Source organism: Janthinobacterium sp. HH106, from assembly GCF_001758725.1.
GTDB lineage: Bacteria > Pseudomonadota > Gammaproteobacteria > Burkholderiales > Burkholderiaceae_D > Janthinobacterium.
Genome location: NZ_LRIC01000002.1, coordinates 560,268 through 579,633, shown reverse-complemented (window position 1 = coordinate 579,633; position 19,366 = coordinate 560,268). Strand labels below are relative to the sequence as shown.

Sequence of the window (19,366 nt, the reverse complement as noted above, 5' to 3'; positions counted from 1 at the left end):
ACGCAAAAAAGGCCGATGAAAATCGGCCTCGATGACAACTGCAGGTGTTGCTTAGCGGTAAAACGCTTCGACTTTGCCCTTCAGCTTGATCTGCAGCGGACGGCCGCGGCGGTCGAGGGACTTGGTGGAAGCGACCTTGATCCAGCGTTCGCTGATGCAATATTCTTCCACGTCAAGACGTTCCTTGTCGTTGAAGCGGATGCCGACGTCGTTCTCGAACACGGCTGCAACGTGGTAAGGGCTGCTCGGGTCGATCGACAGGCGATCGGGCAATGGGGGTAAGGTAGTGGTATCGTTCATGGGCGTAATTATCGCCCAGAATGCCGATCCAGACAACGGCCTTTCGCACGCCGTCTATCTAGATGGATGCGAAATGGCGGGCGCGGCCGTGTGCGTGGATGGCGGCGGCGGTGATGATGAACTGTGCGGCATTCCCGTCGGGTCGGCCAGCTGGATGACCGTGCCGTGCTGCCAGGCGTCGGCACCGGCAACGATGGCGGGCGCGGCGATGTCGGTGCGCTGGCGGCGTTTTTCGGCCGAATCGATGCCGAAGCGGTGGTCGCGCGCGGCGACCATGGCGGCATCGGCCTGGCCGTCGGCTGTAAAGCCCATCATTAGTTGCGGCACGCCCAGCGGCAAGGTCTTGTGCAGATCCGTGTGCCAGGTATGCCAGGTCTTGCCGTAGGTGCCCACCAGCTTTTGCATCAGCGCCTTTTCCGCCACGGCAGGTATGCCGGGCGCGATCAGCTGGCCCGACTTCACTTCATGCACATGGCTGTGCCACAGCGCTTTTTCCGCCGCAGGCAAACCTTGGTACAGCCTGGCGCTGACGATGTATTCGACGCCCATCAGCTTGGCATCCTTGACGTTGCCGTCGTAAATCACGCATTGAATCAACTCTTCATTGACGATGGTGCAATAGTGGTGCGCCTCCATCTGACCGCGCAGATTGCCGTTGTAGAAATGAAAACCGTCGAGATAGGCATTGAGGGCCGCAATGGGCGGCCGGGCTTGCAGGGCGTCGGCGCCAGCATCGAGCACGCGCGTGGAGACCCCGGCTGGCGCGCCCGGGGCCTCCACGTTCGATGCCGTATTCCTGGCGCCGCAGGCGGCCAGGCCCATGCCCAGCCCGGCGCACAGCATGGCCTTCAGCGCTTTCATGTCGACCAGCAGCATCGGGCCGTGCCTGCGAAATCAGGATTTGTCGTCATTCTTGTGGCTTTGACGTCCCGCTTCCACGTGCTGCTCATGCGTGCCGCCGCGCGTGCCGGAGCCGGAACCCGATTGCTGGCTGCCGCCACCGCTCTTGCCCTGGCCCGATTGCTGGCCCGACTGCTGCGAACCTTGTGAGCCTGATTGCTTGTCGCCGTCATTCTTGTGGCTTTGGCGGCCCGCCTCGACGTGCTGCTCGTGCGTGCCGCCCTGGGTACCGCCCGACGATTGGCGGCTGCCGGACTGTTTGTCCGACTGTTGGCTGCCCGATTGCTGTTTGTCCGATTGGCTGCCGGATTTGTCGTTGCTGTTCGAAGTCATGATCATGTCCCCTAAGGTTAGTCTGCGTCGTCATCCGCTCCAATATTGGGTTGGATGTTCCTGCCTGAGCTCCGGCGCCGTGCAGCACCGTTGAGACCATTCTCGTTGCAAGCGTCGGGCTTAACCATAGGGACACTCCTTGTCGCCACGTAGGAAAACTCCGGCGTAGCAGACAACCATTTCTACATTTGCATTGATTACAAGTGCCCTGTTTCCTGCGGCGGCCTGTCCCAGTCGTCATGCCAGCCATCGACAAAGGTGACGGGCACCCGGGCCAGCTCGGCCGCCGCCGCATCGTCGAGGCAGTTCACGCCGATGCCGACAAATGGGCCGCTGCGGGGTGAATCGCCGTAGCCAAACGGGTGTACGCCGCAGTGGCGGCAAAAATAGTGGCGCTCGCGCCCGGCGCCGAAGCGGTATGCGCTCAAGTCGCCTTCGCCGGCCAGCAACTGGAAGTCGGCGGGCGGCACCTGGCTGGCCCAGCAGCGGATCTTCAGGCAATAGGAACAGTTGCAGCGCAGGCTGGGGGCCGCCAGGTCGATCTCGGCCGCGAAGCGCACGGCGCCGCAGTGGCAGCTGCCATGGTAGGTTTTTTTCATCTGGCCCACTCTACAGGGTGGCCGTACTGTCATGCAACTGCTGGAATTGCGACAGCTGCTGCTGCATCAGCCGCGCATACTGGCCGCCCGCGCGCAGCAGCTCGGCGTGCGTGCCTTGCTGGCAAATCCGACCCTTGTCCATGACGATGATGCGGTCGGCCTTGACGATGGTGGAAAAGCGGTGGGCGATGATGATGGTGGTGCGCCCTTGCATCAGCGCATCGAGCGCGCGCTGCACCAGCTGTTCGCTGGCCGCGTCGAGCGCGCTGGTGGCCTCGTCCAGAATCAGGATTTTCGGCGCGCGCAGGATGGCGCGGGCAATCGCGATGCGCTGCTTCTGTCCGCCCGATAATTGCACGCCCCGTTCGCCCACGAGGGTGTCGTAGCCGTCCGGAAAGGCCGCGATAAAATCGTGGGCATGGGCCAGGCGCGCCGCCGCCACCATCGCTTCGCGCGCCACGACCCGGTCCGGCACAGCAAAGGCGATATTGTCGGCGATGCTGCCGGAAAACAGGGCCGGCTCCTGCTCCACCACGGCCATCTGGCGCCGCAATTGCGTCACGCCCAGCACCTGCGCGTCGATGCCGTCGAATTGCAGGCTGCCCGCGTCCATCTTGTAGTGGCCCAGCACCAGGCTGGCGATGGTGGACTTGCCCGCGCCCGAGGCGCCGACGAGGGCGATCTTTTCGCCCGCGCGGATGGACAGGCTGACGCCGTCCAGCGCCGCGACCTGTACGCGCTCGGGATACGCAAAACGCACGTCGCGCAGCGCGATGTGGCCCGCCAGCGGCGGCTGCGGCGGCGCTTCGGGCACGGCACGGTGGCTGCGCAGGATCTCGAAGATGCGGTCGGTCGAGCCCATGGTGCGCATCCAGGTGTTCCAGAACTCGCTGATGGAGCCGGCCGTGTCCGTCACCATGCTGGCATAGATGACAAAGGCCGTCAGCTCGCCCACGCTCAGGCGGCCCTGGCCGATCAGGTGGGCGCCGAAGCACAGGGTGGTCAGCAGGGCAACAAACGCGAGCAGCCCCTGCGCGCCCTGAAACACGGCCAGCAGCCGCGTACCGGCCAGGGACACTCCCAGCAGCTCCCGCATGGCTTGCGCGTAACGGGCCATGGCGCCGCCTTGCTGGTTGAACGCCTGCACCAGGCGCGCATGGGCAAAATATTCCTGCGCCACCTTGCCGCTGGCGGCCAGGGTGGCCGAAATGGCCCGCGCGCGCTGCCGGTAATTGCTGCCGGATAACTTGCCGAGATACAGGCTGATGGGAATGAACAAGGCCAGCGGCAGGCTCAGCATGGGCGACAGCTGCAGCAGCATGGCGATGCCGCCCAAAAACACGCACAGCGAACGCAGGGCGTTGGCCGCGCCGATGGTCAGGCTTTCATGCAGGGCCGACACGTCGGACGTGAGCCGGCTGTTCAGCTCGCCGCCATGGTGCTTGTCGAAGAAGGCGATGGGCTGGTTGATCACCACGTCGAACAGGCGCCGGCGCACGCCCATGACAACCATGTGGCCGCTCGATTGCAGCAGGTAGAAGCGCGCGGCCGAGGCCAGCGCATACAGCACGCTGAAGGCCAGCATGGCGGCGACCATGCCCGGCGTGACGCCGTGCCGGGTGAGGGCGGTCACGTTGTCGATGAAATACGCGATGGCTTGCGGAAAGGCCAGCTGCGCGCCCACGGTAAGGGCCATGCACAGCAGGCCGGCGGCAATGCGCCAGCGCACGGGGTACAGCAGGCGCAGGCGTTCAAAATGCGGGCCGAAGTTGATATTGCTCATGCGGCGCGCTCCTGCGACGGTTCGGCGTTCAATTGTCCGACGAGGGCCAGCCAGTCTGAGTCGCCGATCAGGCCTGCCGCTTCCACGCGTCCCTGGTGATTGACAAAGACATAGGACGGCGAGCTCATTTGGGGATTGACGCGCCGGTAGTCGCGCAGACTGACGCGCGCCGCCGCCGCACGCAAGGCGTCGCCGGGCAGGAAGGCGCGCAGGCGGCGCGGCGCTTCCTCGCTGAGCAGCCACACGGCCAGGCCCGCATTGCGCGCCAGCGGCAGCAGCCGTTCGATGCCGGCCAGCTTATCCGCGCATTTCGGGCAGCGGCTGGCCAGGAACAGCAGCACGGCCGCCTGGCCGGGGGCGCCCGGCTGGAAACGCGCGCCGCCAGCCAGCGGACGGGCTGGCACGGCAGGCAGGGGCTCGCCCGGCTCCAGTGCCGTGGGCGCCAGCCTTTCGCGGCGGCTGGCGCGCAGCACGGCCAGAGTCAGCCAGAGATTGCCGGCGATGGCAAACGCCAGCACCGCCAGCACCAGTTGCAAGGTCGCGGCATCCATCATCCGGCCTTTGCCAGGTTGGCGATGTCGTGCAGGGAAATGATGGCCACGCAGGCGATGGCCGCCAAGCCGGCCGCCAATACAGTGGTGGCGACGGGCAAGGCCGCATCTTGCGCCAGCGCACAGTAGCTGCCGTTGATGCCCACCGCCAGCACGTTGCGCAGCAAGTCGTACTGCGAGACGGGCCGCGCCGCTTCGCCGAAGCAGCTGCAGCGCACCACGCTGTGCGTGAAGTAGCGCCAGGCCAGCACGCCGGTGAGGGCGCTTAACAGCAAGAGCGACAGCAGCATCGGCAGCCGGGCGCCGCCGGCCAGCAGCCAGCCGGCCAGCAGCAGTTCTGCCGCCACCAGGGCTGGCGCGGCCCAGGCAGCGGCGGCGGGCGGCAGGCCGAACGAGGTGGCCAGGTTGCCGCGAAATTCCCCGTAGCTGCGCAGCTTGCCCACGCTGGCCGCCAGCAGCAGCAAGGCGATGCAGCAGCGCGCAATATCAGACAGTAATGCCGTCAGCATGCTGCCCCCGTTTGCGTGGTCCACAGCGGCGCGAAGCCGCCCGGACGCTGGCGCCGCAGCTGCACGCCGTCGCGCGAGGCCAGCAGCGCGTCGTTCCACGGTTCGTCGGGGGCGCTGCGCAGGGCGCCGCCTATGTGCGCCTGCAACTGGGTCGAGATGGCCCAGCCCAGCCGTTCAGCCTGGGCATCGCGCGCCATGTTCAAGCCCAGCCGGGCCAGCTCTTCGCGCGTCAAGGCATAGTTATGCGAGTGGTATCCGGTCACCAATTGCGCGACGATGGCGCGCCGCGCCTCTTGCGTGGCATCGGGCAATTGCCAGGCCAGCAATTCCTCGCCGATTTGCGCCAGTTCCAGCGTGGTGCGGTAAAAGGCCGTCAGGGACGGGGGAAAGATGCTGCCGCACAGCAGGGACAAGGATTGCTGGCGCGCTTCGCCGGCATCGACGCCGAACCACTGCTGCGCCATGTCGCCGAAGACCTTGATGTCCAGGCTGGAAATGGCGCCGCCGTCCACGCCGTCGAGCTGCGGGTCGATGGGCGAGAACAGGGCCAGGTCGCCGGCGATGATTTCATCGGCGCCCAGGGCCAGCAGGGTAGCGGCCGACTGGCAGTGGAAGGGCACGATAAAGCTCAGGTGGCGCGCATGCTGGCGCAGCAGCAGGGCGATGCGGCGCGCCGCGTTGACGATGCCGCCCCGTCCGTGCAGCACCACGTCGAGGCGCGCCACGGGGCCGATGTCTTGGCACAGTTCATACAGGGCGGGCAGCAGTTCCATGTCCAGGTGCGAGGCGGCCAGGACGATGGCACGGCTGTCGCGCGCCAGTTCCAGTTCGCGCAACTGGTGGGGAATCTGGCTCAGGTCTGGCTGCGGCATAAGGCTCCTTCGATCAGGGTAGTGGCCACGCTTTCCAGCAGGGGCAAGGCGGGCACCAGTTGTTGCACATATAGAAATTGACCAACAGGATTGTTTTCCAGGAAAACATATTCGCCTTCGGGCGTGACGATGAGATCCAGCGCGCCATATTCGAGCCCATAGCTGTGCACGAAAGCGAGGCAGCGCTGCCGTATGTCATCGGGCAAGGTCGCGGCTTCATAGCGGATGGGGGCCGACATGTCGCGTGAATCGATGGCCGTGCGCGCATCGTCCTGCGAATACAGGCGGGCGGCAAACAGTTGCTGGCCGATTACGGTGACCCGCAATTCATATTGCTTGGCGATATATTCCTGGAATTGGCAGCTCAGCTCGCTAACGGCGTCCAGGCTGCCTTGCATGGCGTCGTCGACGATGGTGGTGCCGAGGCCGGCGCTGATTCTGTCCACGTCTTCGACGGCTTCGGCTGCCAGGCTGGGCGTGGACATGCTCTTGAAAATGATGGGGCCGCCGACGGTGGCGCGGAAAGCGCGCACGTCGTCGGGCACGTTGGTAATCACGGTGGCGGGCACGCGAAAACCCATGCGCGCGGCCCGCGCCAGCTGTTCGCCCTTCCATTGGGCGCCGCGCAGGGCCAGCGGGTGGCTGAGCCAGTAACAATCGAGGCTGTACAGCACGCTGAAGATGGCTTGTTCCGTTTCCAGCCGGGCATAGGCGCGTTCCTGCGGCGTCAGGTCGGCGCTGGCATAGGCGTAGTCGGCCGCCTTGCGCAGCCAGACGGCGCCCACCTGGCGCAGGTCCAGCCAGTCGCCGTCGGGCAGGCGGCGCAGCCGCGCGCTGGCCTGGCCGCCCAGCATGCGCTGGCACAGCTGGTAATCGCGGGGAAAGGCGTCGAGATCGATACGGAAGGGGGCATGGCCGCGGTCGGCGAGAATCGTTGCCACCAGGTCGGCGTGCAGATCGCCGCTATGGCTGATAATCAATACCTTTTTATGCATGTCGGGGAGCCTGCAGTAGCGGAAAATCGGGAAGATGAAAAAGCCTTGCCGCGGCAAGGCTTTCAGTTGGCGCAGCGATCAGCAGAATTCTCCGCCGTCACTCGAGCCGACGCGCGAATAGCGGTATTGTTCCTCGCTGTCGACCGCCGTGCAGCCGGCCACGGCGACACCGTCGCGCACTTTCCAGGGCGCAGGACGCGCCGGTTTTTCCTCTTCCTTTTTTTCCGCCAGTTTGAATGCGAACAGCTTGGTTTTATCGTGCATGAGATCCTCTGTTAATGGTTATGTTTCGATTTTTACCGATAACTGCTTTAAAGAATGGCATCTCCAATTGAGAGGGGTTCATATATTCATTGCGCGCGGAAAATCCGCGCCGCACGGCGCCGGTTTGAATATGGGGAATATATGCAACCCCGCGCCGGGCGGGGTTATGGCGTGCCGGAAATCAGCAATACTGGCCGCTGTCGTTCGGCTTGAGACGCGAAGAGTCGCGATATTGATCATTGGTGCCGACGGCGGTGCAGCCGGCCACGGCGACGCCGTCGCGCACTTTCCAGACGGTGGCGGGCGCCGCCTGTTTTTGAACTTGTTTTTCAGCCAGTTTGAATGCGAACAATTTGGATTGGTTTTGCATTGTACTATCCTCTTGTGATGGTTAAGTACGGCTTGCGCTGTGTGCCATGGTATATGGCCGTTCGATATTAGCGCCGGAATAAATAAGCGTCAATTGGAAATCAACCGTATTCGCGATTATATGTCCGAGATACTCACCAAATATCACGCCGGCCATTTATGTTATTGCAGTGCGATAAATAATAAGGGCGGTGTTTTAAATGAGCGGCAAGCCGTTTGATTATGGATGGCAAACGGATCGCCTATGCGCCCGGCCACGCACTATAATGGCGCCTGTTGAATGGAGAAGGCAGGAGTCGCTATATGGAAATGACAGTTACTGACAGCCTGCGAGAGCTGGCGTACGCGCAGGCCGCAGCGTTCGTGCAGACGCTGAACGGGCGCGATCCTGTTGCGCTGCAACGCGACTGGGGTCTGTCGCCGGCCGTGGCCGCGGAGATCGTCGACATGCTCGACAGCTACTTTGCGGCCAGCGAGGCGCTGTCCCTGACGCCGCTGGCGCACGCCTTTGTGCCGGGCAAGGGCGGCCGGCCCGGCGTCGATGTGTACGCCACCGGCGACGGCCCGCTGGGCCTGGAATGCCTGTTGCTGGCCGACGGCAAGCCCGGTGAAGCGATTTTGCACCTGGAAATGTCCGGCCACGATGGCGCGCTGCGCCTCCATTACCGCTACATCGGATCCTGAGAGCACCATGACTGAACTGATCAGCGAAACACAGCAACGCATCTGCGACAAATTCGGCTTGCCGGCGCAGGCGCCCGAACCCATGGTGGCCCTGGCCATCGGCAGCCTGGCGCAGTCGCCCATCTATGGCACGCGCATCGTGCTGCCGGAAAACGGCACCATCAGCTGGTTCATCCACTGCGGCGAACACGACGACGCCAGCGGCTTTTACCAGGCCCTGCATGCGGAGCACCTGCACGAGATGCTGCCGCAGGTGGTCGATTACCTGGCCTTGCCCAGCGGCGCCAAGTTCATTCTCGACCGGCAAGGGTATGAAGATGTGTGGCTGGAAGAGTAACTTTCTAGTCGGCAAGATTGTCGTTGACGTTGACAAATAGGTATGGGATGCTGCGGTTCCGTTTTCAACTGTCGAAAGCCGCATCTTGAAGCCACGCCTCCCATCCGTCCTGCTCGTCATGGCGCTTGCCGCCGTGGCAGCTCCCGTCACCTCGATCGCCACTGCCGCCCCCGCCAACTCATCGCAGGCATCGCGCGCGGAACAGGAGATTGCCGCCTTTGTGCGCAGCGAAATGCGGGAGCGCCAGATTCCCGGGCTGCAACTGGCCGTGATCCGGCACGGCAAGGTCGTGCTGAAGCGCAATTTCGGCCTGGCCAGCCTGCAATATCAGTTGCCCGTGACGGACGCCAGCCTGTTTTCCATCAACTCGGCCACCAAGGCGTTTGCGGGTGTGGCCGTGATGCAGCTGGTGCAGGAGGGCAAGATCGACCTGGCCGCGCCCATCGGCCAATACCTGACGGGGCTGCCTGCAGCCTGGCAAGCCGTGACGGTGACGCAATTGCTCAACCATACGTCGGGCTTGCCCGACGTGCTCGACCAGCGCAGCGGCAAGCTGGTGGGGCCGCAACCGGACGACGCCGCTGCGGCGTGGAGCGCAGTGCAGGCGCTGCCCGTGGAAGCCCCGCCAGGCCAGCGCTACCGCTACAACCAGACCAATTACGTGTTGCTGGCGCAATTGATCGAGCGCCAGAGCGGCCAGCCCTTTACCGACTTCATCCGGCACCGGCAGTTCGACGTGGCGGGCATGCCGCACAGCGGCTTTGGCGATGCGAAGGACGTGGTCGTGGGCAAGGCCAGTTCCTACGTGCTGGACCGGGGCGGCAACGGCTACCGCAACGTGATCGAGGACTTTCCCGTCTTCATGCGCGCCGGGGCCGGCATCAACAGCAATGCGGGCGAACTGGCCAACTGGCTCATCGCCCTGCAGTCGGGGCGCTTGCTGGCGCCCGCCAGTGTGGAACGGCTGTGGCAGCCGACCAGTTTGAACGACGGCAAGCCGGCACAGTGGGCGCTGGGCTGGCCCACCATCGGCCGTGATGGCCACCGCGCCGTGGCCGGCATCGGCGGCGGCCGCTCGGCCTTCTATGTGTATCCCGACGATGGCCTGGCCGTCATTATCCTGAGCAACCTGGCCGGCGGCCAGCCGGAACAGCTGATCGATACCATTGCCGGCTTTTATGTTCCCGGACTGCGCCAGCAGCGGGGCGGCGCGTATGCCGCGCATCTATTGCGCAACAAGGCGGCCGGCACGGGCTTTGAAGGGCTGGAGCAGAAACTGGCCGCCATCCGGCGCCAGCATGGGCTGCCCGCACCCGCCGACGACGACCTGAATGCCTGGGGCTATCGCTTGCTGGGCCGGCAGCAGCCGAAACAGGCGGTCGCCGTCTTCCAGCTGGGTGTGCAGCTGTATCCGCAAGGGGCGAATGGCCACGACAGCCTGGCCGAAGCGTACGAGGCCGATGGCGCCACGGCGCTGGCCGTCACGCATTACCGCCGTTCGCTGGAGCTGGACCCGGGCAACACGCACGCCGTGGCGCGTTTGCGCGTGCTTTCCCCGGATTAGCGCGCCGCCGCGGCCTGGCCGTGCTCGGACCCATGCATGGCCAGGTAGGCCGTCAGGTTGTCGTCGGCGATGCCCAGGGCGCGCAAGACTTCCTTGGTGAAGGTGACGGGCGCCGTGCCGGGCGCCGTGATGATGCGCTGGTCGGCAACGGCCCACGGTACGTCCTGGTACAGGGCGGCGCCCGCATAGCCCGTTTCCAGCAAGTTGCCCGCGCTGTTGGACGTATGGCGCACGGTGTCAAGCACGCCCGCCTGCGCCAGCACGCGCGTGCCGTCGCAAATGCCGGCCAGCACCACGCCCTTGTCGCGCGCCGCGCGCAGCAACGGGCCCAGGTCGGGCGCCTTGCCGCTTTGCCAGTGGCTGCCGCCGCACACCATCAGCAAATCGAGTTCCTCGAGCACGATATCTTCCAGCGCCAGCTGCGGCGTGACCAGCATGCCGCCGGACGATGTGACGGGCAAGCCGCCCGGCGTGGCGAACTGCGTGTAAAAACCGTAGTACAGGCGCGCCGTGGAATTGAGCAGGGCGGTTTCCCAATCGGCAAAGTTTTCGGTCAGTATGGTAATGGCACGTGTCATGAAAAGTCCTGTCGCAGGTGGAGATATCAATAGTACTGGCTGGCTGGCCAGCTGGTGCCGAAATCATAATAAAAAGCACTGACAATTTCTGTCAGTAGCATGCGTGAATCAGCAGCGCGCAGGAAACGATGGTACAAGTTGCAACAGACTGCGCTACAATCGCTTGCCCGTCCGCGCGGGCTTGTCCTTGTTCAATGCTTACTCTCCATCGCCTCCATGCTGATTCTGTTTTGCCGTGTCCTGTTCAGCATTGCTGGCCTGCTGGTTTTCTTCCTCTTCGATCAGTTAAGCGCGAATGAATGTCTGAAATTGAGCGTGTTGCTGGCGGCCTTCCTGCTGGGCGTGGGCGGCGTGCTGCACGCATGGCGTGGCAGTTCCGGCGCGATCACCGTGCTGGTGCGCGTCGTCGTGCCCGTGTTTTACCTGGACGCCGCCGTAAAAGGCTTCTTGCGTGGCTATTTTGGCATGCGCCCGAACCCGAATGCGGTTTTGCAGGCCATGTTTGCGACAGATCAAGCGGAAACGGGAGAATTTCTCCTGCACAACAGCGTCGCCCTGGCGCAAGCGGCTGGCTGGTTTGTGCTCGTGACGGCGGCCGTGCTGCTGGCCGACCACCAGCTGCAGCGCTGGCAGGCGTCGCGCGCCGGTACCGCGCCGGGCTGGCCGCACAAAGCCTTTGCCGCCGGTATGGCCGTGTTTCTCGTGCTGCTGCACGTCAATACCACCATGCGGCGCGAAAATCCGGCCCTGTTCTGGCCGCTGCGCTACCAGCAGTACAGCGCGCAGCTGGACGCGATGAAATCGATGCAGCATGCGCTGACGGCGGCCATGGCCGCGCCGCGCGACTGGAATGTGCGCTATGCGGGCGAGGAGGCGCGCACCGTCATCCTGGTGATCGGCGAGAGCACCAACCGCGCCTCGATGTCGCTGTACGGCTATCCGCGCGCGACCACGCCCCGGCTCGACGCCATGCGCGCGAAGCTGCTGGTTTTTAACGATGTGATTTCGCCCGCGTCCAGCACGGTGGAATCGATGATGACCATGCTCACGCCGGCCGATATCGGCAACCCCGATGCGTGGATGGCCAAGCCGAATCTGCTGATGCTGGCCGAGGCGGCCGGCTACAAGACGTTCTGGGTTTCGAACCAGACGCGTAACGATGGCTGGATCGGGCTGCTGGCGGGCGAGGCCGATGAAAGCGACTTCATCAACTACGGCACCGGTCGTGGAGAAAACAATTTTGACGGCAACCTGTTCCAGCCATTCGCCCACGCGCTGCGCGACGCGGCGCCGAAAAAGCTCATCGTCGTGCACTTGCTGGGCGCGCATCCCAGCTATGACATGCGCTATCCCAGCCGCTTCGCCCATTTCGACCGGGCACAGGACGCCGTCAGCGCGCAGATGGCCAGCCAGGGCAGGTCCAGCTGGATACGCAACCAGCGCGACGAATACGATAACGCCATCCGCTATGGCGATTACGTGCTGGGCACCCTGATCGGCATGGCGGAAACGGCCAAGACCGGCCGGGCCGCCTCCTTGCTGTTCGTCTCCGACCATGGGCAGGAAGTGGGCTACAGCCGCAATCACGCGGGCCATTCCGCGTCGGACAAGAGCGGCTATGAAATCCCCATGTTGATCTGGGATAACCAGCAAGCGCCGCAGTCGACGGCCGCGCGCGCCGCGCTGGAAAGCCGGCCGTATCAGACGGACAAGCTCGATGCGACCGTGCTGGGCCTGCTGAAGATCGAGACGCGCTATTACGCCGCGCATGACGATATCCTCAGCAGTGCCTTTACGCCCGTGCAGCGCTTCATGAATGGTTTGCAATACCAGCGCGGTCCAGTGCTGGCCCGTTGAGCCTGCAATGAAAAGGCCCGGCGCCGCCGCGGGAAGCGGCGGGGCCGGGCCCCTGAATTTGCTGCGGATTTGCCCTCGATTACTTTTCGGCGAACGCGCGCTCGACAACGAAGTCGCCAGGCGTCGAGGTATTGCCTTCCTTGAAGCCACGCGCTTCCAGCATGTCTTTCAGGTCGCGCAGCATCTCGGAGCTGCCGCAAATCATCACGCGGTCTTCGGCAGGATTGAGTTCCGGCACGCCCAGGTCTTTGGCCAGCTTGCCGTTCTCGATCAGTTCCGTGATGCGGCCCATGTTGCGGAAGTCTTCGCGCGTCACGGTCGGGTAGTAGCGCAGCTTGTCGCTGACCATTTCGCCCAGGAACTCATGCTTCGGCAGATGTTCTTCCAGCAAGTCGTGGTAAGCCAGTTCGTCGACCTGGCGCACGCCGTGCACGAGGATCAATTCGTCGAAGCGTTCGTAGATGTCCGGATCGCGCACGATGCTGAGGAAAGGCGCCAGGCCCGTGCCCGTCGACAGCATGTACAGGCGCTTGCCCGGCAGCAGGTAGTCGGACACCAGGGTGCCCGTCGGCTTGCGGCCGACGATGACGGTGTCGCCCACTTGCAAGTGCTGCAGACGCGACGTCAATGGGCCGCCCGGCACCTTGATGCTGAAAAATTCCAGGTGGTCTTCGTAATTGGCGCTGGCGATACTGTAGGCGCGCAGCAATGGCTTGCCGTCAACGCGCAGGCCGATCATGGTGAAGTGGCCATTCGAGAAACGCAGCGACGGGTCGCGCGTGGTGGTAAAGGAGAACAGGGTATCCGTCCAGTGGTGCACGCTTAAAACGCGCTCTTCATTCATCGAACTCATAGTATTTGTTGGCTGGTCAAAAAAATGGTTAGTTGCTGGCAACTGCTGGCAAAAGTGAAACCCTGTGTAGGCCCAGACGCTATTGTACTGGCCTCCACACGAAATTGTTACCGTCTATCGCCGCCAATGCTGCCGCACGCGGTGCCGACATTATAGTGCGAATGGCAAGGCGGGGCTGAAATTCGCCCGGAAACGGGCGGTGGGCATGCGGTCTCTTGACCTGGCTCAGTTTTTCGCCGGCGGCATCAGGACGCGGCCCGGCGCTGCCAGAATGGCGCCTCCGGCCAGCGCTGTTCGGCGCCGTAGAAGCCGCGCCGCATCTGCAGATAGGTTTCAAACGAGGCGAAGACGCTGCGCCGGTAGCCCGCCGCCATGCCCCGGTCGCCCGCCAGGCAGGCTTCCGCCACCCGCGCCGCATGGATGCCCGACGCCATGGCCTGACCGATGCCCAGTGAGGAGATGGGGTCGAAGCAGGCGGCCGCGTCGCCCGCCGCCGTCCAGTTGTCGTCCGCCGGCAGCGATGCCACGCGGCTGTGGATCGCATAGTGGCGCAGGGCATTCGGCGCGGGCAGGCGCGGCATGATATCGCGCACATGCCGCGTGCCCATGGCGGCATCGCGCCAGGGCGCTTCCTCCTTCAGCCGCAGGCGCTTGAGGATGTCGGCATCCGTGATGAAGGCCAGCGCCACGCGGTCGCCGGGCAGGGGCGCCGCATAATACCAGCCGTGCTCCGTCGTTTCCACCAGGGTGCGGTGGGGCAGGAATTGCGGTTCTTGCAACTGATAATAGGCGTACAGCGCCACCAGCGCGTCTTGCGTGTGGATGGGGCGCTTGCGCTGGCGCACGATGGCCGCCTGCTTGCCGCTGCAATCGATCAGGTAACGGGCCGTCAGGTCCACTTCCTGCCCGCCGGCCGCCACGCGCAAGCGCCATGGGTCGCCGTGTTCCAGCTGCACCAGTTGGGCGGGACGCCACAGCTCCACGCCCGCCTGGCGCGCCTGCTCCAGCAGGATGGCGTCGTAATGCCGGCGGTCCAGGTGCAAGCCGTGGCCATGGCTGCTGAAGACGGCGTCGCGCGACATCAGTTCCGCGCTGCCCCAGGCGGCCGCGTGGGAAAACGCGGGCAGCTGGGCGCCGTCCAGCAGGTCGCGGCCCACGCCCAGAAAGTCCAGCATCGAGAAGATGGACGACGAGACCGTTTCGCCGGCCCGGTAATCGTCGAACAGCTGCTTTTCCAGCAAGGCGATGCGCAAGCCCGTGTAGCGGGCCAGGGTCAGGGCGGCGGCCGTGCCGGCGGCACCGCCGCCGACAATGACGACGTCGTAGTCGGGCGATGAAGACATGCTCAATGGGAAAACCGGCGCCGGTTGGCCGGCATGATTTTCTTCGGCGTGTCATGCAGGGCCACTTGCGCGCCGCCGCTGGCAAACAGCTGCGAGGCCTTCTCGGGCGCCGTCTGCGGATCCTCGTCCTTGAGGAACCACGCGGGCAGGTAGTTGGCATCGTCGCCCGTGATGAAACTGCTGGCATTGCCGACCCCCACGCTGGCAGCCACGAATTTCGCGTGATTGCGCTCCTTTTCCACAAAGTACGGGTACTGGCGGCCCGATTCGGCATCCTCGTTCTGGTTCACGATGAAACCCAGGTAGTGCCAGGAGCTGATCATCTGCGAAAAACTGTTCATGCCGCGGCTGTACATCACCTGCATGCCGGCCGGCACGCCGGCGAGCGCCTGTTCTTCCTTGGTTGTGGCGCCATTGATGACGTTCCACGGGCTTTGCGGCGGCCACCAGTAGGCGTAGTAGGTGGGCGGCACGGGGATCATCGTATCGGGATTCTTGACGATATCCGGATTGTCGAAGTTGATCATCTGTACGGAGCAGTCATAGAAGTCGGCTTGCCATGGAATCGCCATGCGCTTGGTCAGGTCGCCCGGTTCGCAGCCGGTGCCGACGGTCGGATCGTTCCAGTCCAGCGGTTCGCATTCGTCGCGGCCCGGCGAGAGGCCGTTTTTGGCGTAGTCGGCATCCACGCGGTGCAGGATGGCGTACGGTTTTTCATAGATGATGGGGTTGCGCACGCTCCACGTCACTTCGATGCCAGGGCACATGGGTTCGCCGACGCAATTGCCGATGGTCGCGTGGTCGAGCGGGTCGATGCCCGGTAAGGCCAGGCCCGGCGCGTCGGGGGCGAATTTGCCGGCCGCCCATTGCTGCAAGGCAAAGTATTGTGTATCCGTCAATACCGAAAACTTGCTGATGACGTTGTTGCGCACGGAATTGCTGCCCGAATTCAGGGGCACGAGCGGTATGCCCGCGCCGGGATTGTCCGTGGTGGCGGCGCTGAACAATTGCCCGCCCTGGCCGCCGGTAAAACCCGGCACCTGTTCCTTTGTCCCTGGCCGGATGGCCGATGGCTTCCTGAAGTAACTGAGGAATTTCTCCCGCTGGGGCCGGTTTGCTTCCGAGGCATCGGCCACGTCGAAGGCGGGGCGGATGAAGGCCGTCATCGACGGCACCGTTGCCACCCACTGGTAATCGCCTATCCTGGCGAGGAATGGCTGAATGTCCTGCGCGTAATTGACGACATAGTCGGGGTTCCAGCCATCGCTGCCGCTCCAGCGGGCCGCATCGTAGGCCTCGGGCAGCGCGTTCTTGTATTTGATGGCCATGTCGGCCACGACGTCATCCCAGGTGGAAATATTCACCAGTTCTGGCGCGAACTTCGGCGAGCCGATGACCACCCAGGCTTTCAGCTCCACGGAGGGGCTGCCATCCTTGAAATGGATGGTTGCGCTGACGGGGCCGTCGGCCACGTCGTCATTCCACGTATCGCCGCCGCCGAAGCCCGTGATGCTTTCCGAGCCGCCGGCGCGGCCATAGGCGCCGATCACCAGCAAGTTGCCGCGCGAATCCGTGCGCATTTCGCCCAGGGTGCGCACCGGATAGCCTTGCGTGATGGCTTGCGGATCGGGGAAGGACACGTGCGCATAGGAACCGGCGCCGTCCTTGTCGAACTGGGCCTTGCCCAGCGGCGCGTCGAGGGTGCGCGGTCCCGGATCGACGATCAGTTTTTGCCGTGCCGCCTCTCCCGTGACGTCGCTGTTGCGCAGATTGGTCCAGGACGTGGGCGTGAGGTTCCAGGCGGGCGGCGTATTTTCCCAGGTTTCATAGCTGTTGTACGGGCCAAACATCAGGTCGCCCAGCAGGGGGATGAAGTTCCACCAGGCCGCCTTCTTGTTAGCCACGTGCACTGTCCACTCGATTTTGGCAATGCTCGGGTCTTGCAGGTCGACCAGGACTTTTTCCCCGGGACGTCCCGCCACGGACTTGTAGATGCGGAAACTGGCCGCCTGGCGCCGCACGCGGCCGGCCGCATCCTTGAACTGGGCAACGTGGACCGGCTTGCCATCGGCCAGCAGCGGATCGTTGTTGCCGTCCGCTTCGACCGGCAGCCCGCCGATGGTTTCCGGCGCCAGATAGAACGAATCATGGCTGTTGCCCACGCGGGCGATGCCGATGGATGGGTGGATCGAATACTGTTCCGTGCTATTCATCAAGTTTTCCCCTGAAAGGTTGGCAATCCTGGTGGCATATCTGGCGGCAGCTACGGGGAAAGATACAGAGAAAAATTGCCAAAAAAGTCACCCATTGTCACTGGCCGTCAATATATTCCGCTCCTGTGATAGCGCTCAAGTCAACGATTCGGGAATTTCCTGGCACGCGCACGCGTAATGGAGCGGGGCGGTTGCGTATGAGCTTGTATGATGTTGCTAAAAAGAATTATCACAAGCCGAGCGGGCGCCACTGCCCGTCCGGATGCCTGTCCAGTAAAGGAAATCATGATGTATAAAACAGTGCGCGACCTGTTCCTGCATTTCAAGGAAGCCGTCCCATTCCGCCTTGTCCCCGCCCTGATCTGCACCGCCTTGCTTGTCGGCATGCTATTGCTGCCGGCGCCCGAAGGCTTGACGCCCAAGGCTTGGGGCCTGGTGGCGATCTTCCTCACCACGATACTGGCGATCATATTAAAAGTCATGCCGATCGGCGTGATGGCGATGATGGCCATCGTCATTGTTTCCTTGTCGCAGGTGACGTCGACTTCGTCCAAGGGCGCCATCACGGATGCGCTCAGCAGTTTCTCGAATCCTCTGATCTGGCTGATCGTCGTGGCGATTCTGATATCGCGCGGCCTGAAGAAGACGGGGCTGGGCAGCCGCATCGGCCTGCTGTTCATTTCCTTGCTGGGCAAGCGCACCATGGGCATCGGCTATGGCCTGGCGATTTGCGAACTGGTGCTGGCGCCATTTACGCCCAGTAACACGGCACGCGGCGGCGGCATCGTCCACCCCGTCATGAAATCGATCGCCAACGCCTTCGATTCGGACCCGGCCAAGGGCACGGAAAAGAAGGTGGGCACGTATCTGGCCCTCGTCAACTACCATGCCAACCCGATCACGTCGGCCATGTTCCTGACGGCCACGGCGCCGAACCCGCTCGTGGTCGATTTCGTCGCCAAGGCCAGCGGCCAGAGTTTCCACCTGACGTGGACCACCTGGGCCCTGTGCATGCTGCTGCCGGGCCTGGTCTGCCTGCTGGTGATGCCTTTGATCATCTATTGGCTGTCGCCGCCGGAACTGAAAGCCACGCCCGACGCCGTCACCTACGCCAAGGCGCAATTGAAAGGCATGGGCCCGCTGTCGCCGCCGGAAAAAGTCATGCTGGGCACCTTCGCCCTCTTGCTGCTGCTGTGGGCCAACGTGCCCGCCATGCTGTTCGGCCCCGCCTTTTCGCTCGATGCGACGGTCGTTGCCTTTGTCGGCTTGTTCGTGCTGATCATTACCGGCACCATCGACTGGGACGACGTGCTGTCGGAAAAGAGCGCCTGGGACACTCTGGTGTGGTTTGGCGCCCTGGTCATGATGGCCGAGCAGCTGAACAAGACGGGCGTGATCGCCTGGTTCTCGGCCGGCATGAAGGCGGCCATCGTCGCCAGCGGCATGGACTGGCTGCCGATCGCCGGCGTCCTCGTGCTGGTGTTTGTCTTTTCGCATTACTTCTTTGCCAGCACGACGGCCCACATCAGCGCCATGCTGCTGGCCTTCCTGACGGTGGGCCTGCACCTGATTCCCGCCGAATACCACGTGCCGTTCATGCTGATGATGACGGCCGGCTCGGCCATCATGATGACCCTGACCCACTACGCGACGGGTACCTCGCCCATCATCTTCGGCAGCGGCTTCGTGACGATGGGCAACTGGTGGCGGGTCGGCTTCATCATGTGCGTGGTGGAACTGCTGATCTTTGCCGTCGTCGGCACGACGTGGTGGAAGTTGCTCGGCTACTGGTAATACCAGTTGCTACAGCTGGCGCGCCAGCTGCCGCATGGCCGACAGGCAGTGCGCCAGTTCGCCGCCCACGGCGCGCTTCCACAGGACGGCCGCCTGCGACCAGGCTTTTTTCGCCAGCAAGTCCCGGAGTTCTTCCTGCTGCGCTGCCGGCAAGCCGCCGAACTGGCGCAGTTCCAGCGTGCGGGGCTGGCCGTGGCGGCCCGCCGGGTCGAGTTCTTCCAGCGCGTCGTGCAGGCTGCCGTAACGGTGCAGGGCGCCGCCCTCATCGACGGCCGCCAGCGCCAGGTCCGGCGTTTCTTCCAGGTCGTAGCCCAGGTCGCGGCAGGGTTCGTCGATCAGCTGGGCAATATTGTAGATCGTCAACACCTGCGCGGATCGCACGACGTCGGTCAGGTCGTGCACGTCGATACCCGCGTCCAGCAGCCGCTGCAGGGCAGGGGTGTTGATGAAGGGAAAGCCCGACTCGCCCAACGCGCGCCAGCGTTCCAGCCACTGGGGCCGCGGCAAGCTGTCATCGACGACATCGGCCCACAGGCCGCGCAGCAGCAACTGCTGCAGCAAGGGACCATATTTCTTCTGTTTAATATCCTGCGCCAGGGCATCGGCCTGTGCCGCATCGAAGCCCGCTTCCTGCAATCGCCCAGTGATCGTTGTCATTCTCCGCCGCC

21 protein-coding genes are annotated in these 19,366 nt (G+C 63.8%); 5 read left to right on the top strand and 16 right to left on the bottom strand.

Annotation, left to right across the window (positions count from 1 at the left end):
• Window positions 1-51 precede the first annotated feature (51 nt).
• The 11 genes from JAB8_RS03180 to JAB8_RS03130 all read right to left on the bottom strand — a co-directional run bounded on the left by JAB8_RS03180 (window position 52) and on the right by JAB8_RS03130 (window position 7,476).
• Entirely contained in the window at window positions 52-300 is a 249-nt protein-coding gene (locus tag JAB8_RS03180) for a DUF3297 family protein (RefSeq protein WP_010398340.1), read from the bottom strand.
• Window positions 301-354: 54 nt separating this feature from the next.
• Entirely contained in the window at window positions 355-1,176 is an 822-nt protein-coding gene (locus JAB8_RS03175; protein ID WP_083287549.1) for an OBAP family protein, read from the bottom strand.
• 18 nt (window positions 1,177-1,194) lie between these two features.
• The gene (locus JAB8_RS03170) at window positions 1,195-1,533 is read right to left on the bottom strand and encodes a hypothetical protein (RefSeq protein ID WP_205602360.1); all 339 of its coding nucleotides are present in this window, start codon (window positions 1,531-1,533) and stop codon (window positions 1,195-1,197) included.
• A gap of 197 nt (window positions 1,534-1,730) precedes the next feature.
• Complete coding sequence (locus JAB8_RS03165; protein ID WP_070288445.1) at window positions 1,731-2,132, bottom strand: GFA family protein; 402 nt, start codon at window positions 2,130-2,132, stop codon at window positions 1,731-1,733.
• 10 nt (window positions 2,133-2,142) lie between these two features.
• Window positions 2,143-3,915 carry an ABC transporter transmembrane domain-containing protein gene (locus tag JAB8_RS03160; RefSeq protein ID WP_070288444.1) on the bottom strand — a complete coding sequence of 591 codons (1,773 nt, stop codon included), beginning with the start codon at window positions 3,913-3,915 and terminating at the stop codon, window positions 2,143-2,145.
• Entirely contained in the window at window positions 3,912-4,469 is a 558-nt protein-coding gene (locus JAB8_RS03155) for a hypothetical protein (RefSeq protein WP_070288443.1), read from the bottom strand. The genes JAB8_RS03160 and JAB8_RS03155 overlap by 4 nt, the downstream gene beginning before the upstream one ends.
• The gene (locus tag JAB8_RS03150; RefSeq protein WP_070288442.1) at window positions 4,466-4,975 is read right to left on the bottom strand and encodes a MauE/DoxX family redox-associated membrane protein; all 510 of its coding nucleotides are present in this window, start codon (window positions 4,973-4,975) and stop codon (window positions 4,466-4,468) included. Before JAB8_RS03150 ends, JAB8_RS03155 begins: the two co-directional genes overlap by 4 nt.
• Window positions 4,969-5,847 (bottom strand): hypothetical protein, encoded by an 879-nt coding sequence (locus JAB8_RS03145; RefSeq protein ID WP_070288441.1) that lies wholly within the window; start codon window positions 5,845-5,847, stop codon window positions 4,969-4,971. Before JAB8_RS03145 ends, JAB8_RS03150 begins: the two co-directional genes overlap by 7 nt.
• Window positions 5,829-6,842 (bottom strand): MvdC/MvdD family ATP grasp protein, encoded by a 1,014-nt coding sequence (locus tag JAB8_RS03140; protein WP_070288555.1) that lies wholly within the window; start codon window positions 6,840-6,842, stop codon window positions 5,829-5,831. The genes JAB8_RS03145 and JAB8_RS03140 overlap by 19 nt, the downstream gene beginning before the upstream one ends.
• Before the next feature lie 78 nt (window positions 6,843-6,920).
• Entirely contained in the window at window positions 6,921-7,106 is a 186-nt protein-coding gene (locus JAB8_RS03135) for a hypothetical protein (RefSeq protein ID WP_070288440.1), read from the bottom strand.
• A 181-nt stretch (window positions 7,107-7,287) separates the two neighbouring features.
• Window positions 7,288-7,476, bottom strand: a complete 189-nt coding sequence (locus tag JAB8_RS03130; protein WP_070288439.1) for a hypothetical protein — start codon at window positions 7,474-7,476, stop codon at window positions 7,288-7,290.
• A 308-nt stretch (window positions 7,477-7,784) separates the two neighbouring features.
• Between JAB8_RS03130 and JAB8_RS03125 the strand changes: the two genes are divergently transcribed.
• The 3 genes from JAB8_RS03125 to JAB8_RS03115 all read left to right on the top strand — a co-directional run bounded on the left by JAB8_RS03125 (window position 7,785) and on the right by JAB8_RS03115 (window position 10,060).
• Window positions 7,785-8,159: a hypothetical protein gene (locus JAB8_RS03125; protein WP_070288554.1), complete on the top strand. Its 375-nt coding sequence runs from the start codon at window positions 7,785-7,787 to the stop codon at window positions 8,157-8,159.
• Window positions 8,160-8,166: 7 nt separating this feature from the next.
• On the top strand, window positions 8,167-8,496 hold the full coding sequence (locus JAB8_RS03120) for a hypothetical protein (protein ID WP_070288438.1): 330 nt from the start codon (window positions 8,167-8,169) through the stop codon (window positions 8,494-8,496).
• Window positions 8,497-8,581: 85 nt separating this feature from the next.
• Complete coding sequence (locus JAB8_RS03115; protein ID WP_217494181.1) at window positions 8,582-10,060, top strand: serine hydrolase domain-containing protein; 1,479 nt, start codon at window positions 8,582-8,584, stop codon at window positions 10,058-10,060.
• Here JAB8_RS03115 and JAB8_RS03110 read toward each other — a convergent pair.
• Complete coding sequence (locus JAB8_RS03110; RefSeq protein WP_070288436.1) at window positions 10,057-10,638, bottom strand: type 1 glutamine amidotransferase family protein; 582 nt, start codon at window positions 10,636-10,638, stop codon at window positions 10,057-10,059. The genes JAB8_RS03115 and JAB8_RS03110 overlap by 4 nt on opposite strands.
• Before the next feature lie 315 nt (window positions 10,639-10,953).
• Here JAB8_RS03110 and JAB8_RS03105 point away from each other — a divergent pair, with 315 nt between their 5' ends.
• Complete coding sequence (locus JAB8_RS03105) at window positions 10,954-12,495, top strand: phosphoethanolamine transferase (protein WP_254679438.1); 1,542 nt, start codon at window positions 10,954-10,956, stop codon at window positions 12,493-12,495.
• Window positions 12,496-12,574: 79 nt separating this feature from the next.
• On the opposite strand, the gene JAB8_RS03100 is transcribed toward JAB8_RS03105, so the two are convergent.
• The 3 genes from JAB8_RS03100 to lodA form a co-directional block, all read right to left on the bottom strand.
• Window positions 12,575-13,348 carry a ferredoxin--NADP reductase gene (locus JAB8_RS03100; protein WP_070218815.1) on the bottom strand — a complete coding sequence of 258 codons (774 nt, stop codon included), beginning with the start codon at window positions 13,346-13,348 and terminating at the stop codon, window positions 12,575-12,577.
• Between the two features lie 245 nt (window positions 13,349-13,593).
• Window positions 13,594-14,691, bottom strand: coding sequence for a tryptophan 7-halogenase (locus tag JAB8_RS03095; protein WP_070288434.1), 1,098 nt, complete (start codon window positions 14,689-14,691; stop codon window positions 13,594-13,596).
• Between the two features lie 2 nt (window positions 14,692-14,693).
• Window positions 14,694-16,904: a CTQ-dependent lysine 6-oxidase LodA gene (gene lodA / locus JAB8_RS03090; protein WP_070288433.1), complete on the bottom strand. Its 2,211-nt coding sequence runs from the start codon at window positions 16,902-16,904 to the stop codon at window positions 14,694-14,696.
• Window positions 16,905-17,192: 288 nt separating this feature from the next.
• On the opposite strand from lodA, the gene JAB8_RS03085 reads away from it, so the two are divergent.
• The gene (locus tag JAB8_RS03085) at window positions 17,193-18,698 is read left to right on the top strand and encodes an anion permease (RefSeq protein ID WP_070288432.1); all 1,506 of its coding nucleotides are present in this window, start codon (window positions 17,193-17,195) and stop codon (window positions 18,696-18,698) included.
• A gap of 9 nt (window positions 18,699-18,707) precedes the next feature.
• Here JAB8_RS03085 and JAB8_RS03080 read toward each other — a convergent pair whose 3' ends face one another.
• Window positions 18,708-19,355, bottom strand: a complete 648-nt coding sequence (locus JAB8_RS03080) for a hypothetical protein (protein WP_139142921.1) — start codon at window positions 19,353-19,355, stop codon at window positions 18,708-18,710.
• Window positions 19,356-19,366 lie beyond the last annotated feature (11 nt).